Source organism: Sutcliffiella horikoshii, from assembly GCF_019931755.1.
GTDB lineage: Bacteria > Bacillota > Bacilli > Bacillales > Bacillaceae_I > Sutcliffiella_A > Sutcliffiella_A horikoshii_E.
In genome coordinates, this window is the sequence record NZ_CP082918.1 from 1,997,084 (window position 1) to 2,013,966 (window position 16,883).

The window sequence follows — 16,883 nt, forward strand, 5'->3', positions numbered from 1 at the left end:
ATTCGACAATATATGCTAAAAATAGCCCCTTGCCAACTACACTATAAGACAAAACTCTTCTCTATCATTCTCTATAATAAAAGAAAAGAAGTGATAGGAGGGTTTCGTTTGCGCGAATATATGATTTATCTGATAGAGGAAGAAGTAGCTAAACATTACTCAGGTAATGAGTTAAAACTTTTCCAGCTTTTTCAGCAATACGAACAAGAGGAACCACTTCGTTCAATTATTAAACGGCAAGTGGATTATGTTACGTTACCAGTCCCGACCTTCCCACTTCAACAATCATTAGAGCAGGCCTTAAAGAATAAGGAAGGTTACAAACGAGTAGCCTATCAGCATAAAATAGAGAAAGAAGATTCCACAGCGAAGCTATCCATTTTCGAAAAGTACTTAAAGCTTTCTTCGACGGGATCATTTGAAGCAGAGGCAATCTTCTTCGAAATTATACGTAAACAAGCACCATACTTCCTTGCGATAGACGCTACCTCGAATCGCTATGGCTGGCTCCAACCAATCAAACAGAGAAAATTTGTTTAATTGGTGGAGAAATCTATCGGAAAATGTTGTATAATAGGTTTTAGTTTAGTACACTACATTGGTAGACCTAGTTTTGAGGAGGAAATTTTTTAATGGAAACATGGATTTGGATTCTTATTGTAGTTCTAGCATTGATTGCTGGGGTTGCACTAGGATTTTTCATCGCTCGTAAGTACATGATGACTTACTTAAAGAAAAATCCACCAATTAATGAGCAAATGCTTCGCGTGATGATGATGCAAATGGGAATGAAACCATCCCAAAAGAAAATTAATCAGATGATGTCTGCGATGAATAAGCAAATGAAATAAATGAAAAAGCACTCACTATGGGTGCTTTTTCTTTTTGAGAAAAAACACTACAAAAAGTATCTTCCTAAAAATTTGAATATTTGCTAAACTGTTATAGTTGAACATAGATAGAAAAATCGGGGGAAAGACGATGAGTATTTTTAAGGACCTTTGGTGGTTTTTTAAACAAGAAAGAAGGTCATACATTCCTGGGGTGCTGCTGCTTGCATTTGTAGCGTTCCTTGAAATGATTCCACCAAGAATAGTAGGAATGACGGTCGATCATATTGTAGAAGGTACCCTTACGAGGGAAACCATCCTTACACTAATGCTTGTACTCCTTGGTACAGCTATCATCGTCTACATATTACGGTATCTTTGGAGAATCATGATTTTTGGCCCGGCGGTGAGGCTGGCCAGATTACTCCGTAACAATTTATATGAGCATTTTACAAAAATGTCCGCCGGTTTTTATCAACGGAGACGTGTTGGGGATTTAATGGCACATTCTACGAATGATCTCCAAGCAATCCAACAGACTGCGGGAGCGGGGGTTTTAACTCTTGTTGATTCCCTAATGACTGGAGGGTTTGTTCTAATCGCCATGGCAGCAACAATCAGTTGGAAATTGACATTGATTTGTCTTATTCCATTGCCAATCATGGCTATTGCAACAAACTACTACGGTACACTGCTTCACAAAACATTTCATAAAGCACAAGCAGCCTTTTCATCCTTAAATGATAAAGTACAAGAAAGTGTTAATGGAATAAAAGTGGTCAAAACCTTCGGGCAGGAAAAAGAGGAAATAGTTGAGTTTGAAAAACAGGCAGAAGATGTGGTGAAAAAGAATGTGACAGTGGCAAAAATAGACTCCCTTTTTGACCCTACTATTGGCTTGGTTATTGGTGTCTCCTTTTTCCTTGCAATCGCTTTTGGCTCTAGATATGTCATGACAGGAGAACTGACGATTGGGGAATTGATTGCATTCACTACCTATCTCGGTCTATTGATCTGGCCAATGCTTGCATTTGGTTGGCTCTTCAACATTGTAGAACGCGGTAGGGCTTCTTACGACCGTGTAACAGCACTGATGAAAGAGGAAGTAGATATAAAAGATACAGAAGGAGCAATCGAAACAGTTCCGACAGGTGATATTGTATACAATGTCCAAACCTTTACCTATCCAACAGAGGAAGAAGCTTTGCTAAAAGATATTCATGTACATTTAAAACAAGGGCAGACACTAGGTGTGGTCGGAAAGACAGGTAGTGGAAAGACCACATTACTGAAAATGCTGATAAGGGAATTTGATGGCATTCATGGAGATATCCTGATTGGTGAAACATCAATAAAAAATTACACGTTAGAAGCTTTGCGAAAAGCAATCGGATATGTACCTCAGGATCATTTCCTTTTCTCTGCCACCATTGCTGATAATATTGCTTTCGCAGTACCAGATGCGAAATTTGAAGAAATCATTCAAGCGGCCAAACTCGCAAACATCCATGAGGATATTATTCAATTTACGGACGGTTATCAGACAATGGTTGGAGAGCGTGGGGTTTCCTTGTCGGGCGGGCAAAAGCAACGTTTATCCATTGCTAGAGCTTTGTTAATGGATCCGGAAATTTTAATATTGGACGATTCACTTTCCGCGGTGGATGCAAAGACAGAGGAAAGCATCCTGCATGCTCTAAAGGAAAATCGTCAAGGGAAAACAACGATTATTACCTCTCATCGATTAAGTGCCATCCAGCATGCACAAACAATTATCGTTTTGGAAAATGGGCACATCGTGCAGAAGGGTACACATGGGAAGCTGATGGATGAGGATGGTTGGTATAAGGAAATGTACCACCGGCAGGCTTTAGAATCCCTTGTGGAGCATGGGGGTTAAATGATGAACAATCAGACCATTACAGCAAAAGAGCAAAGACAGGTATTAAAGAGATTATTGGGGTATGCCAAACCGCATACGCGACAATTCATATTTGCATTCAGCTTACTCGTCCTTGCGACTATCGGGGAAATAGTGGGACCTTTAATCATCAAAGTGTTCATTGATGATTATTTAACACCACAAGTGATGGAAACGGGTCCTATTGTTACCCTTGCCTCTCTTTATATCGGAATATTGATTGCAAAAGTGATCATTACTTATTTTCAACTGTTAAAATTTCAGGAGATATCATTAAAGATTATACAAGAACTGCGGATTGACATTTTTGCGAAGGTACAAAAACTAGGATTGAAGTTTTTTGATAAAACCCCTGGAGGCAGCATCGTTTCAAGAGTCACTAATGATACTGAAGCGATCAAAGACATGTTTGTAAGTGTTATCTCAACATTCGTTCAAAATGGAGTTTTCTTGATTGGTATCTTCATTGCGATGTTTCTTTTGAATGTTCAACTGGCTATCTTCTGCTTGCTTATCATTCCGATCATTTTGGCGATAATGGCGACGTACCGACATTTCAGCTCCAGATTTTATGCAGATATGAGGGAAAGACTCAGTCAGTTGAATGCCAAACTGAATGAATCCTTACAAGGGATGTCTATCATTCAAGTATTCAGACAAGAGAAGCGCCTTCGCAAGGAATTTGCAGAAATTAATGAAGCGCACTACCAGGCTGGAGTGAAAAATATTAAGCTTGACGGGCTCTTGCTTCGCCCAGCTATTGATTTTGTCTATGTACTTTCGTTAATTTTGGTATTGAGTTATTTTGGAATATCATCGATTGGTAACGTAATAGAAATAGGTGTCCTTTATGCATTTGTCAATTACTTGGGGAGATTCTTTGAACCAGTGAATCAAATGATGATGAGGCTGTCTATGTACCAACAGGCTATTGTCTCCGCCTCAAGGGTCTTCCAACTACTTGATGAAAAGGAATTAGCACCAACAGCGGAGCAGTCACTCAGCTCACCTTCCATTACATCAGGGGAAATTGAATTTAAGAACGTAACTTTTTCTTATGATGGAAAACGTGATGTATTAAAGAATATATCTTTTACAGCAAAACCGGGTGAAACAGTAGCGTTGGTTGGTCACACTGGAAGCGGAAAAAGTTCCATTATCAATCTTTTAATGAGGTTCTATCAAATTGAAAAAGGGGAAATACTTATTGATGGGTTCCCGCTGAAGTATTTTGAAGATCAGGAACTTCGTGAAAATATGGGCCTAGTACTCCAAGACCCATTCCTTTTCTATGGTACAATCAATCATAATATCCGCTTGCATGATCCGTCCATATCAGATCAAGAGATAAAAGCAGCGGCCGAATTTGTTCAGGCGGACACTTTTATTAAGAAATTACCTAACCAATATGAGCAGTTAGTAGTCGAAAGAGGAGCGACCTTCTCTAGTGGTCAAAGGCAGCTGGTGGCATTTGCGAGGACGATCGCAACAAAACCTAAGATTCTGGTTCTTGATGAGGCAACGGCAAACATTGATACCGAAACAGAGGAAGCAATCCAGACAGCTCTTGAAAAAATGAGAAAAGGACGAACGACCATCGCGATTGCCCATCGACTTTCTACAATCCAAGACGCCGATCAAATTCTAGTTTTGCATCAAGGGGAAATTGTCGAGAGGGGAACACATCAAGAATTATTGAATGTAGAAGGTTTGTATTACAAAATGTATCTTCTTCAAAACGGTAATCCTGAAAAGGTGGAAGATGCGGTGATTCACCCTTAATTTAAAATAAACACAATTGACCTAAAGTACCATCCGGGAAGAAAAATAAACTATAGGTGAGGTTACAATTATGTTCACTTTTGCTATTGCGAAATTACTACGCCTCCTCCCTAATAAAGCTATAAAAACGCCGATGATTCCTTTGCAAGATGTGAAAATGAAAAAAGATATGATAATTGAAACATCTGTTTGCCGCACTAAAATATCTTTCTATTATCCATTGAAAGAGAATCAGAAGAAATACCCTGTCTACATTAACTTCCATGGTGGAGCATTTATTATGAATGAAAAGGAAATGGATGATCCTTATTGTCGTTTCCTTTCTAATCAGGCAGGGTGCGTTATTCTTAATGTTGATTATGCAAAGGCACCGGAGTACCCGTTTCCGAAACCGATTCAACAGGGTTATGACATTATTCAATGGCTGAAAAGAGAAGCAGATGAGTTGAATATTGATGCAGAAAAAATCATCCTTGGTGGACAAAGTTCAGGTGCAAATATCGCAGCTGCGCTCTGTCTTTACCTTGAAGAGAAAGGGGACAATCAGCCACTACTTCAAGTCCTATCTTGTCCGATGCTGGATTTTGTCACCTCGCACGCAGATAAACCAGAACCTGATAGGTGGCGTGCTCGATATCCTCAAGTAGCAAATTTTATAAATATGTGTTATTTACCTGATAATGAACAAGCCCGCAATCCTCTTGCATCCCCTATTCATGCAGAGGTTAACGACCGCTTAGCTTCTGCGCTTATGATCGTTGCCGAGTACGACGCATTTAGACCAGAAGCTGAATGTTATGCGGAGAAATTAAAAGCATCAGGGGTAAACGTTCAATATAGGTTATACAAAGACTGTTACCATGCGTTTACCCATCTAGGCCCAAAGGAAAAGGCGGAAGAGGCCTGGTCGTTGATAGCAAGGGAAATCAAAGTAGTAGCCGAATCCTAAGATAGTTGAGAGTTTTTTTGTTTAAAAAAAGAACCCCTTCTCAAATTTGAGAAGGGGTTTCATGCTGCTAGAAGCTCTATGTATTATTTAGGTACAATGATATGGTTATACTTGTTTAGTAGAGTATCCAGTTCCTGGCTGAGCTTTAGTGTTTTAGAAGAGGACATTCCATACTTTGCGACAATATCAATTAGTTCGGTTCGCTTTTTTTCAATTAGTTCTATTAGTTCGTGTTTAGTAGCCAATGTTGAGTATCCTTCCTTCTTCCAATTCGTAACATCATTATACTAGAATTTAGGAGGCAATACAAAGAAAAACTTCAAGTTAATGGGACTTTAATAATTGTTAAACTAGTGAAAAATAACTAGGCAATACTGTCACGGTTTCGTCATAGATTATTAAAAAGCGGCTGTATGTTTCTCTGCTTTTTCTGTTACTATATTAATTATAATTGAATAGGAGTAGTGATATTATGTCTGCAGATGTTACGCTGTTTTTAGCGTTTGGAGCGGGGTTTTTATCGTTCATCTCCCCTTGTACGCTTCCAATTTATCCTGCGTTTCTTTCCTATATAACCGGTGTTTCGGTAGGGGAATTGAAAGATGATAAAGGGATGTTTCGTAGTAGAAGTATTTTACATACAGTATTTTTCTTGCTAGGGTTTTCTATTATTTTTATTTGGTTGGGCTTCAGCGCATCGTTTCTTGGCCAAATTTTTGTACAGTATAATGATTTAATACGCCAGATCGGTGCGATATTGATCATCTTTTTTGGACTAGTCATTCTTGGAGTTTTCCAACCGAAATTCTTAATGACCGATAAAAAAATGACTTTTAAGAATAGACCCACCGGTTATATTGGAACTGTATTAATCGGAATGGCTTTTGCCGCTGGATGGACACCGTGTACGGGACCAATCCTTGTTTCTGTCATGGCATTGGCCGCAGCAAACCCTGGTTCTGGAGTCATGTACATGACTGCGTATGTTCTTGGATTCGCCATCCCATTTTTCATCCTTTCTTTTTTCATTGGAAAATTATCATGGATCAGACGCAACCATGTGCCAATCATGAAGGTTGGAGGATATATTATGATTTTCATGGGGATCCTTCTTTTCTTTGATTGGTTAACAAAAATAATTGTTTGGCTGACTGCTATTACTGGAGGATTCAAAGGATTTTAAATTGTGCGATATTTTAGTTGATTCTTCTGTCCGAAAAGAGTAAAGTTAAAATTGGGAATAAAGGAAAATTACAACTTTTTTATAGGACATAAGGAGGACTCTGCGGTGGCTAACGTTTTAGTAGTGGATGATGCAAAGTTTATGAGACTAACAATTGGGAACATTTTAACTAAATCCAACCACACTGTTATCGGTGAAGCAGAGAATGGAAAAGATGCGGTTTCACTCTATCGAGATCATCAGCCTGATCTAGTAACGATGGATATTACCATGCCTGAAATGAACGGTATTGAAGCAGTTCGTGAAATAGTGAAAGAGTATCCAAAAGCTAAAATTATCATGTGCTCAGCCATGGGGCAGCAGCGCCTGATTGTGGAAGCGATTGAAGCAGGGGCCAAAGATTTCATTGTCAAGCCATTTGATGAAGGCAGGGTTTTGGAAGCTGTTAAGAGAGTTTTAGGGTAATTGTAAAAACTATCGTCTACATGTACGATAGTTTTTTTCGTGAGATAAGTGATTTTCAACCATGTTTTAAACACTTAAATCTTAGATATCACTTTTAAAATTTTTCTTTTTCGGTATAATAGTAAGAGGTTAAAAGTTGTGAATACAGAGGATGATTAATGTGTATACAGTACTATCTACGATTTTCGCAGTATGTATGGCACTTCTGGTATTATTTATCAGAATGAAGGCTGCGAAAAAACCTTCATCAGTGAAGAAAATTGTATTACCTCCCATTTTCATGAGTACCGGGGCATTGATGTTCTTATTCCCCGAATTTCGGGTCTCCTCGTTTCAAATACTGGAAGCTCTGACAGTTGGAGCGATATTTTCCATATTCCTGATTAAAACATCCAAATTTGAGATGAAGGATAATGATATATACTTAAAACGTTCGAAGGCGTTTGTCTTCATATTGCTTGGATTATTGGCGATTAGAGTTGTCATGAAGCTGGTACTAAGTACACAGATTGATATTGGTGAACTGACAGGGATGTTTTGGCTGCTCGCTTTCGGCATGATTGTACCATGGAGAATTGCGATGTATATCAAATATAAGAAGATAGAGAGTGGTTCCATTCCACCAACGATAAAAACCTCGGTATAACAACCGAGGTTTTTCCTTTAAAATAGGTGTTGATACGGGGTGTGATCAATCTTAAGGTGTTCCAATTTCTTTATCAGGAACTTGTGATCCCGTTTAGGTGTAGCGAGAATATATCCACGTATGACATGTTCTCTTGTTATTTCCTTCGCTCTTTCTTTATAGGCAATTTCGCCAATTTTTCCTGCGATTTTTTGTCTCGCAATATCACGGAAAAGTTCCGGTACAGGTGAAACTAGCTCTTCTAATAGCTGTTTCAAATCATCGGGCCAGAGGTGACGGGTTTTTTCTAAATAGAAGTCCTGCCAATCCAATTCCGATTTGCCATCTTCTTTAGGCATCCTTTTAAGAAATTTACGAAACATAAAGAATCCGCCAATGGCCAATAATCCAACCATTGCCACGACCCAAAATAAAATTAACCATAAAAACCATCCGGTTAACATGTTCTTTTTCCCTCCGAACTCGTTAACATTCTTGTATTATTATAACCGAAACTATTATAATTGCACTAGTAAATGAAAAATCCAACATAATTCATATAGAAAAAATGACAAAGTTTTGACGGAGGTGGCGACGATGAAAAAGATTGGTGCCGTAATAGGCAGCATGGGGAAAACCGAAATACTTTCCCAAAGAGTCTGCCCTAAATGTAATAGAGAAGTAAAACGCGTTCGAATGCAAATCATCGGTGGAGAAAATAAAGGTCAATGGCAAGAATATGAAAATGAATGTGATTGTCGATTGGCTGCAGAGACAATGCAAGCAGAAAAACGTAGAAAACATAAGTACTTTGAACAGTTTTGTATCATTCCGCGGGAGCTTGAGGATGCTACTCTCGAGAACTTTAAAGTGGAATATTCCAGCCAAGGTGAGGCACTGGCAAGCACAATAGACTTTTTTGACCAGTTCACCGGAAAAGAAAATTTATACTATTTTGGCCGAACAGGCAGAGGTAAAACACATTTAGCAGTAGGATTGTATAAATACTTCAAGGATAATAATATTACCGCGATGTTTTTTGATGTGCCGAAACTGATGGATACCATCGTTGCTTCTTGGGATAATGATTCAGGTTATTCGGAGAGTAAGTTTATGAAGGCCATCGCGGAAGTGGATGTTCTTATTCTTGATGACCTTGGAGTAGAGAGGGTAAGTGAGTGGGTGGATCAGACCATTTATTCCATCTTGAACCAAAGGCAAGGAAAGAGTATCGTGTTTACATCTAATATCCATCCAGGGGATTTGACGAAACGGTATGGAGAACGGATTGCGGATCGTATAAAAAATAAAATGAGTCAAAATCAGTTGATTTCTATTGTGACTCCGGAGAGTCATAGAACTAAAGATTTAACGATGTATAAAGATTAATATAGCCCCCTAATTTAGCCCATAGCAAATCATTGCTGCGGGTTTTTCGTATTGCGAAATAATTGCTGAAATTTGTCTATTTTTTCAAGTGAAATAATGGTAAAATAATTCTAAATAGAATGAAAAATATAAAAGGGGTGCCTTATATTGAAACAAATACAACATTTAAAGCAAGAAATGTCTAAAGTAATTATCGGAAAAGACGATGTAGTAGAACTGTTATTTATCTCGTTACTTAATAAAGGGCATGTGTTGTTAGAAAGTGTTCCAGGAACGGGTAAAACTATGTTGGCAAAAAGTTTTGCCAAGACAATGGATGCAAGCTTCAAGAGAATTCAATTTACTCCTGATGTGCTGCCAAGTGATGTAACAGGGATTCAGTTTTTTAATCCGAAGGAACAAAATTTTGAATTAAGACCCGGACCAATCATGACAAATATTCTGTTGGCGGATGAGATTAACCGTGCCACTCCAAGAACACAATCAAGTTTACTTGAGGTAATGGAGGAACGACAAGTAACCATTGATGGGGAAACATTATCTATTCCAGGACCATTCATGGTGCTTGCAACACAGAATCCAATTGAATCTCAGCAAGGGACGTTTCCTTTGCCGGAAGCACAGATGGACCGGTTCTTTATTCAAATAGATTTAGGGTATCCAACGAAGGAAGAAGAGAAGGAAATCATGAATAAATATCGGTTAGGCGAGCCGATTAAACAAATGACATCCTTCTTTAGCAAAGAAGAAGTCATGGAATTGCAGGAACAGGTCAAACAGGTGAAAGTATCTTCTGTAGTAGAGGATTACATACTTGAAATTGTCCAGATGACAAGAAATCATGAGGAAATAGAGCTAGGGGTAAGTCCTCGTGGGACATTGGCGTTGATGCGTGCGGCACAAGGGGCAGCATTTGTGAATGGACGAGAATACGTTACACCCGAAGATGTAAAGAAAATGGCTCCATATGTGTTAAGTCACCGATTAGTACTTACGATGGAAGGGTCGCTGAAGAAGACAAATAAACAAGTTGTAACAGAAGTGTTGGCAAGAGTTGTGGTGCCTGTGGAGGCGACATTATAGGAATGACTAGGTGGAATCAACAAGTAGATAACCTGACTCACCATATTTATTTCCGGGCATGCGCATTTGTCATTATTGCCATCGGCTTCTTTACAGGACATCCCATTTTATTTTTTATGGGTAGCTTGTATTTTGTATATTTCGTTGTTTCTTACTATTATTTAGCCAATGTAGGAAAGAAACTTAAGCTTACAATTGTAGACGGGCAAGTGAAAGTTTTTCCCGGAGAAACAGGGATCATCAAACTAAAGATCGAACAACCATCCAGGTTGCCTGTTTTCTCAGGACGGATCCAACTTGTTGCAGATAATAACATTGAGTTTCAAAACGGAGACAGGAGAACGCGGATCAGCCAAATAAGTCTGCCGTTTTCTTTAATGGGTAAAAGTGAATTAGTCATTGACATTCCTTTTACTGCAGTAGAACGAGGAGTGGCTAAATTACATCATATTGAGTTGCAAATCTCACATTTTATTGATTTTGGGAAAGTGTATTTGCAAAAGAACGATCTAACGAAATTTGAAGCGCTGGTTTACTCAGAGCAGGTTCCAGTAACCGGTCTTGAAAGAATCATGCCAAGGAATCAGGGCACCTATCCAACTCGGTCGTCTCTTTTTGAAGATGTTAGCACGATTATAGGGACCCGTGATTATGCAGCCGGGGATTCATTTAATAGAATTCATTGGAAAGCTTCTGCAAAAGTCACAGCCCTCCAAACAAAAATGTATGAAAAGACTTCTCAATTTTCCTGGTTAATTGTTTTTGATATAAGATCCGGTAATTTAGAAGAGAGAATCAAGGGGATTACCCATTTGTTACATCATGCGACCAAATTCAACATCCCGTATTCCTTACTTGTCAACATTAAAAGGGTGGGCACACCAAGTTATTTTGAACTGCCTTACGGGGAAGGGAAACGCCATCTGCAAACTGCGTTGACTATGTTGGCTAGATTGCAAGGAAACAGTGTGTCGATTGGCATGACTACTTTTGAAAGAATAACCTTTCAACATGCTGCACATGTCCCATATGTGATTCTTTGCGGCGAGGAAGAGCGTTTGCGGGGGTGGAGGATGCCTACTGGGACTAATGTGAACCTCCTTGATGTGAAAGATGATAGTTGTACGTTAATACCATGGCGTTCAGAAGCAAGGAAGGAGGCTGTAAATGGGTAATCTTTGGAGGAACAGCATTCACTTATTGCTCGAGCTCAATATACTCTATTTTTTCATCTTGCTCTTGTACTTAGATTCCGGAAATCTGCCTTCTTTTGCAGGGATCTTGTTGCCATATGGTTTTGCCATCGCAATTTTTGGCTTTTTAAACAACAAACTCCCAAGTAGTTATGTATCCATCATGTTAGTGGCACCTATATTAGCGCTTTTTGCTTATCTTTCATCCTATAGCATCGGGCTTTCTCTTATTATAGGATCTATTATTAGTTTCCGTGCATTCTTGTATTTTGTGGAGGAAAGGTTCATTTCCACCTTTGCGTTATTGATCATGTCATTCATTTGGATGCCATTTGTATACGGCGCAGGAACGTTGGTAGACTATCCTCATGGCCTTACATTAATGATATTATTTGGTGCACAGTTGGCCCTTGTCATTTTATTGTATAGTGGAAATGCTGTCATTCAATTAAATGGGAACAGCTACATGCAAAAAAAGGTGGTTAGTGCGACAGCGGCTGTTTTTATTAGCATCGTCGCTGTTTCTGCAGTCTTTGCAACAATGGGTAAATATTTGATAACAGCGGGGCTTTCGGTATTCGGGTTAGGAGTTAGCTATGTTTTCGATTTTTTCGCAAGACCTGTAATTGCTTTGTTGGGAATGCTCGATTGGACACCCAAAAGCAGTGGGCCTCAGGATGCTGGGGGAATTGGAATGGAGGAGGAAGAAGAAGCGGAAACTGCCGAGCTCTTACCACCATCAGAAAGCCTTCTCGATAATCCTGTAGTAGTGGCAGTTGGTGTCATTCTTTTTCTTTCCATTCTGTATCTCCTATTAAATAAGAAAAAAGTGAACAACCAAAAACGAGAGATTCAGACTGAACAGCAATTTACTTCTACGATGACTAAAAAGAGTGGCGATGGATTCTTTGCAGGTAGAAGAAAACAAAAGCCACCCGAAGATGAAGTAAGGAAGCTTATGTTTGATTTGGAGCAATTGGCTATGAAAAAGAACCGTGGACGTCTTCCAAACGAAACATTGGAGGATTGGTTGAAGCGGGAAACCACATTTAAGGAAAGCTTTATGGAGCTGTATGCCAAAGTGCGATATGGCGAAATGAAACTATCCCCTTCGGAAGTAGAAACCTGCAGGACGATGGCAGAGGAAATTCGAAAAGTAATGAAGCAGTGGAAAAAAGCGAGTTGAATAATGATTTTTGCAGTGTATCCAACTATGGGTACACTTTTTTTTGTTTGTGAAAACCCATTGGAATGAATGGTTTAATCGGTGTTTCCATAATTATCCTCCATCATATTTCGCCGTATTTCTCCATTTTCAGCGATTATTCCGCTTCTGATGGAATTACACGAAGGTCGATATTATTGGTAACGCTTACACTCACTATCTGGCTTTCATACGGACTAATTGCCCAAACACCCTTGATATACATCCTCTACATGTTACGATTATAAACGTTGTTAAAAACGAACGGACAGACGGGAGCGATTAGATGCTGAAAGAAAAAGTGATTGGATTTATTGGAGCAGGATCAATGGCAGAAGCGATGATTTCAGGAATTGTAGCAAGTGAAATTATCCCTGCTAATAATGTAGTAGTAAGTAACAGATCAAACATCAACAGATTAATGGAACTTGAGAATAAATACGGTGTTCGTGGCGTTATGAAGCAGGACTTAAATATGAATGAACTAGACATTATCGTACTTGCCATGAAGCCGAAAGATATAGAAATTGCATTAGCTTCATTAAAAGATCAATTAAACTCTTCACAATTATTGCTTTCCGTATTAGCAGGCGTATCCACTAGCTATATGGAAGAGGGGTTAAACCCAGGGCAACCCGTTATTCGCGTGATGCCTAACACATCAAGCATGATTGGCGAATCGGCAACAGCAATTTCAGCCGGGAAGCATGTTGCGATGGATCATATAGTAGACACAAAAGTCATTTTGGAAACAATCGGAAAAGTATACACCATTGAAGAAGAACAAATGGACGTTTTCACAGGAGTAGCCGGTAGTGGTCCAGCATATTTCTATTATTTAATGGAACATATGGAGAAAACAGCGAAAGATGCCGGGTTAGATGAAGAGGTAACACGCGATGTGGTTGCACAGACAATTCTTGGAGCAGCAAAAATGATGCAAACCAATAATGAAGAACCTGCTTCGCTTCGTAAAAAAGTTACTTCTCCTAATGGGACCACGGCAGCAGGATTAGAGGCGTTAAGTGAAAATGGTGGCGGTAAAGCGATCTCAGCAGCCATAAAAGGTGCAGCTGAACGTTCCAAAGAGATCAGTGCAGAAAAAGAAAAAGAATTGGTATTGCAGTAAGCTTTACAACTATGTTTATAACAGGAGTGATTGAATGACCCCCGATAATAAGACAAAACGGGTAGTAATAAAAATTGGAAGCAGCTCATTGACAAGTTCACACGGTGAAATAAGCAGAAGAAAACTAGAAAGGCTTGTTGATGAAGTTGCTCAACTGAAGGATCAGGGCTATGAAGTCTTATTGGTATCTTCAGGTGCAGTAGCAGCCGGATACAGAAAGCTAGGCTGTCTAAATAGACCAACAAGTTTACCGGAAAAGCAAGCAGCAGCGTCCATTGGGCAAGGCTTGTTGATGGAGGCATACAGCGAACTGCTTTTATCTAACGGTTACGTTGCCTCTCAAATCCTTATTACAAGAGAAGATTTTTCGGATGAAAATCGCTACAATAACGCGCGTAACACCGCGAATGTTCTCTTAGAGCGTGGTATTGTACCGATCGTCAATGAAAATGACACCGTCACGGTAAACCGTCTAAAATTTGGGGATAACGACACACTTTCCGCTAAAGTGGCAGGACTTGTAGATGCAGATATGCTGTTAATTTTATCTGATATCGATGGTTTGTATAATGCGGATCCGCGCAAAGATCCGGATGCCACTCTTTTACGAAAAGTGGAAGAAATCACACCTGAAATTGAAGCGGCAGCTGGAGATCCAGGAAGCTCTGTCGGTACTGGCGGAATGAAGTCGAAAATTGATGCTGTGAAGATTGCTATGGCATCTGGAATCCCTGCGTTTTTAGGAAAAGCAGGAGTACCAAACATTTTACTTCAAGCAGTGGAAAAAGAAGCAACTGGCACGTATTTTGAATCGAAGGATTCTGCAGTAAACTTAAACCACAAAAAGCAATGGATTGCGTTCAACTCAGGTCCAGAGGGCGAAGTAGTACTTGCAGAAGGTGCCGACATTTCCATGCTGGGCAAAAAGAGATTATTGCCGTCAAGCATCTGTAAAGTGAAAGGATACTTCCAAGAAGGTTCCGTCGTAAGAATTCTGGACTTTGAAGGAAACAGAATTGGTCTTGGAGTCGTAAACTACTCCTCTGAACAACTAAGAGAGTATGATCAAACTCAAGACAAATACGCAGAAGAAGTCGTAAAAAATGACGACTTAGTATGTCACTTAGAAGCATCCATTCCGGTTGGAATCTAATAAACATTATTAAAAAATATATAAAATAAATTCTAGGAGGAATTTGATGTCTTTATTAGTAGAGACAAATGTTGAAACCCAAGTAAAAGAAGCAAAGAAAGCGGCAAAGGTTGTCGGCCTATTAACAACAGAAGAAAAGAACAGTATTCTTAAGCATATCGCTAACACCCTTGAAAGCAATGTGTCCCATATCCTTGAAGCCAACAATAAAGATTTGGACCAAGGACGCGAAAAAGGCTATACAGAAGCATATATGGACCGATTGGCACTATCTGAAGACCGCATTGCAGATTTTGCAAATGGCCTAAGAGAAGTTGCTGAATTAGAAGATCCTGTTGGGGACATCCTTTCAGATTGGACATTGGAAAACGGCCTTCAAGTAGAAAAAGTCCGCGTTCCACTTGGAGTTATCGGTATGATCTACGAAGCACGTCCAAACGTGACAGTTGATGCGACTGGACTAGCGTTGAAATCTGGCAATGCGATTGTATTAAAAGGCGGTTCTTCTGCCATCAACTCCAACCAGGCGATTGTAGATGTTATTCATAAAGCGTTAAAGACAACATCTATTCCAGAACAAGCTGTGCAATTTATTGCAAGTACGGACCGCAAGGCAACACAAGAGCTTTTCACGATGAAGGAGCATATCGATGTCTTGATTCCACGTGGAGGAGCATCTTTAATTAATGCAGTCGTAGAAAATGCGACAGTACCTGTCCTTGAGACTGGTGTTGGGAATTGCCACCTTTATATTGACAAAGATGCAGATATCGAGAAAGCATTATCCATTGTCGTCAATGCCAAAACGGACCGTCCAGCGGTTTGTAACGCAGCAGAAACATTGATTGTTCATGAGGCTTGGTTCCACGCTAATAAAGAAGCTTTAATTAACATGTTCAAGGAAAACGGTATTACAGTGCATGGAGATGACACAGTTGTTGAAACGATTCCAGGAGCTGTAAAAGCAGGCCATGAAGATTGGACGAATGAGTATTTAAGCTTGGATATCGCGGTGAAAGTGGTTGCTGACATGGATGAGGCAATCGACCATATAGACGAGTTTGGCACAAAACATTCCGAAGCAATCATTACGGAAAACAAAGAAACTGCCAGCAAGTTCGTGAAACTTGTAGATGCGGCAGCCGTATATCATAATGCATCGACACGTTTCACTGATGGTGGCGCTTTAGGATTCGGTGCAGAAATCGGAATCTCCACTCAAAAACTTCATGCTCGTGGTCCTATGGGATTACCTGCATTAACAACAGTTAAATTCCAGATGACTGGTAATGGTCAAATTAGATAATGATTTTTTGATGAGTCTTGCCTATTTATGGGGCAGGGCTCTTTTTAATAAACATATTTAGTAAAAAGAGGATTTTTTTGTCGAAAGTGGAATACATATTGTAGAGAGAAAAGGGGAGATATGATGCAAAACCAAATTGGCGCAGTACTTAAGGTAGTAGGTGGAATAGTAATAGCCCTAGGATTCTTTTTAGGCATTATCGGTGGGGCCCAAACACAAAGCTTTTTATTTTTTGTTACCACTCTTTTAGGGGCACTAGTGACAGGGATGGTTTTGATTGGTTTATCAGAAATTATTCGAATCTTAGAAATGATAAACGAGAACATACCTAAAAGACGTAAAAAAATTGCTGTAAGTTCAAACGACACACTTATTAATGAAACCCCTCAGCCTTTGAACACTAAAGAACAGGAGGATATAAAATCTTTCCTCCAAAAACATAATGTTGAGATAGAAAAAATTATCCCGACTCCTATGGAAGATTTCTTTTTTATAAAGACTTCTGCAAGGTATATGTTGATTGAGATGGGTGGATATACACCTAAGATCGTCGATGCGGAAAAATGGCCAGAAGAATTGGTAGGATGGTTGGAACACTATAAACAGAATTAAATAAAGAAACACCGTGGTATTCTCAAGTTAGAATGCAACGGTGTTCTTTTTATTTTTCT

The 16,883-nt window shown here is 39.4% G+C and carries 18 protein-coding genes; 16 read left to right on the forward strand and 2 right to left on the reverse strand.

Translation table 11 applies throughout. From position 1 onward, the window contains the following. The first annotated feature begins 108 nt into the window (after positions 1-108). From sirA to K7887_RS10150, 5 genes are all read left to right on the forward strand, one after another. Positions 109-540, forward strand: coding sequence for a sporulation inhibitor of replication protein SirA (sirA, locus tag K7887_RS10130; protein WP_223493401.1), 432 nt, complete (start codon positions 109-111; stop codon positions 538-540). Between the two features lie 92 nt (positions 541-632). Continuing rightward, on the forward strand, positions 633-851 hold the full coding sequence (locus K7887_RS10135; protein WP_010193468.1) for a YneF family protein: 219 nt from the start codon (positions 633-635) through the stop codon (positions 849-851). A gap of 130 nt (positions 852-981) precedes the next feature. Next, the gene (locus K7887_RS10140; protein WP_223493402.1) at positions 982-2,730 is read left to right on the forward strand and encodes an ABC transporter transmembrane domain-containing protein; all 1,749 of its coding nucleotides are present in this window, start codon (positions 982-984) and stop codon (positions 2,728-2,730) included. 3 nt (positions 2,731-2,733) lie between these two features. Beyond that, on the forward strand, positions 2,734-4,533 hold the full coding sequence (locus K7887_RS10145; protein WP_223493627.1) for an ABC transporter ATP-binding protein: 1,800 nt from the start codon (positions 2,734-2,736) through the stop codon (positions 4,531-4,533). Positions 4,534-4,603: 70 nt separating this feature from the next. Next, entirely contained in the window at positions 4,604-5,482 is an 879-nt protein-coding gene (locus tag K7887_RS10150) for an alpha/beta hydrolase (RefSeq protein ID WP_223493403.1), read from the forward strand. 83 nt (positions 5,483-5,565) lie between these two features. Here the strand turns inward: K7887_RS10150 and K7887_RS10155 are convergent, their stop codons facing one another. Beyond that, positions 5,566-5,727, reverse strand: a complete 162-nt coding sequence (locus K7887_RS10155) for an aspartyl-phosphate phosphatase Spo0E family protein (RefSeq protein WP_223493404.1) — start codon at positions 5,725-5,727, stop codon at positions 5,566-5,568. 227 nt (positions 5,728-5,954) lie between these two features. Between K7887_RS10155 and K7887_RS10160 the strand changes: the two genes are divergently transcribed. The 3 genes from K7887_RS10160 (at position 5,955) to K7887_RS10170 (ending at position 7,776) form a co-directional block, all read left to right on the forward strand. After that, entirely contained in the window at positions 5,955-6,665 is a 711-nt protein-coding gene (locus K7887_RS10160) for a cytochrome c biogenesis protein CcdA (protein WP_223493405.1), read from the forward strand. 105 nt (positions 6,666-6,770) lie between these two features. Then, positions 6,771-7,130: a response regulator gene (locus K7887_RS10165; protein ID WP_223493406.1), complete on the forward strand. Its 360-nt coding sequence runs from the start codon at positions 6,771-6,773 to the stop codon at positions 7,128-7,130. A gap of 151 nt (positions 7,131-7,281) precedes the next feature. Continuing rightward, positions 7,282-7,776: a CcdC family protein gene (locus K7887_RS10170; RefSeq protein WP_223493407.1), complete on the forward strand. Its 495-nt coding sequence runs from the start codon at positions 7,282-7,284 to the stop codon at positions 7,774-7,776. Positions 7,777-7,793: 17 nt separating this feature from the next. Here K7887_RS10170 and K7887_RS10175 read toward each other — a convergent pair whose 3' ends face one another. Further along, entirely contained in the window at positions 7,794-8,219 is a 426-nt protein-coding gene (locus K7887_RS10175) for a DUF2621 domain-containing protein (RefSeq protein ID WP_223493408.1), read from the reverse strand. 133 nt (positions 8,220-8,352) lie between these two features. Between K7887_RS10175 and K7887_RS10180 the strand changes: the two genes are divergently transcribed. The 8 genes from K7887_RS10180 (at position 8,353) to K7887_RS10215 (ending at position 16,824) form a co-directional block, all read left to right on the forward strand. Further along, a complete protein-coding gene (locus K7887_RS10180; RefSeq protein WP_223493409.1) occupies positions 8,353-9,144 on the forward strand; it encodes an ATP-binding protein in 792 nt (263 codons plus the stop codon). Positions 9,145-9,291: 147 nt separating this feature from the next. Continuing rightward, positions 9,292-10,227 (forward strand): AAA family ATPase, encoded by a 936-nt coding sequence (locus K7887_RS10185; protein WP_223493410.1) that lies wholly within the window; start codon positions 9,292-9,294, stop codon positions 10,225-10,227. A 2-nt stretch (positions 10,228-10,229) separates the two neighbouring features. Beyond that, positions 10,230-11,402, forward strand: coding sequence for a DUF58 domain-containing protein (locus tag K7887_RS10190; RefSeq protein ID WP_223493411.1), 1,173 nt, complete (start codon positions 10,230-10,232; stop codon positions 11,400-11,402). Beyond that, complete coding sequence (locus K7887_RS10195; protein ID WP_223493412.1) at positions 11,395-12,606, forward strand: hypothetical protein; 1,212 nt, start codon at positions 11,395-11,397, stop codon at positions 12,604-12,606. Before K7887_RS10190 ends, K7887_RS10195 begins: the two co-directional genes overlap by 8 nt. A gap of 304 nt (positions 12,607-12,910) precedes the next feature. Then, the gene (proC, locus tag K7887_RS10200; RefSeq protein WP_223493413.1) at positions 12,911-13,753 is read left to right on the forward strand and encodes a pyrroline-5-carboxylate reductase; all 843 of its coding nucleotides are present in this window, start codon (positions 12,911-12,913) and stop codon (positions 13,751-13,753) included. A gap of 34 nt (positions 13,754-13,787) precedes the next feature. Further along, a complete protein-coding gene (gene proB / locus K7887_RS10205) occupies positions 13,788-14,906 on the forward strand; it encodes a glutamate 5-kinase (RefSeq protein ID WP_223493414.1) in 1,119 nt (372 codons plus the stop codon). A 46-nt stretch (positions 14,907-14,952) separates the two neighbouring features. Further along, the gene (locus tag K7887_RS10210; protein ID WP_223493415.1) at positions 14,953-16,212 is read left to right on the forward strand and encodes a glutamate-5-semialdehyde dehydrogenase; all 1,260 of its coding nucleotides are present in this window, start codon (positions 14,953-14,955) and stop codon (positions 16,210-16,212) included. A 123-nt stretch (positions 16,213-16,335) separates the two neighbouring features. Then, entirely contained in the window at positions 16,336-16,824 is a 489-nt protein-coding gene (locus K7887_RS10215) for a hypothetical protein (RefSeq protein WP_223493416.1), read from the forward strand. Positions 16,825-16,883 lie beyond the last annotated feature (59 nt).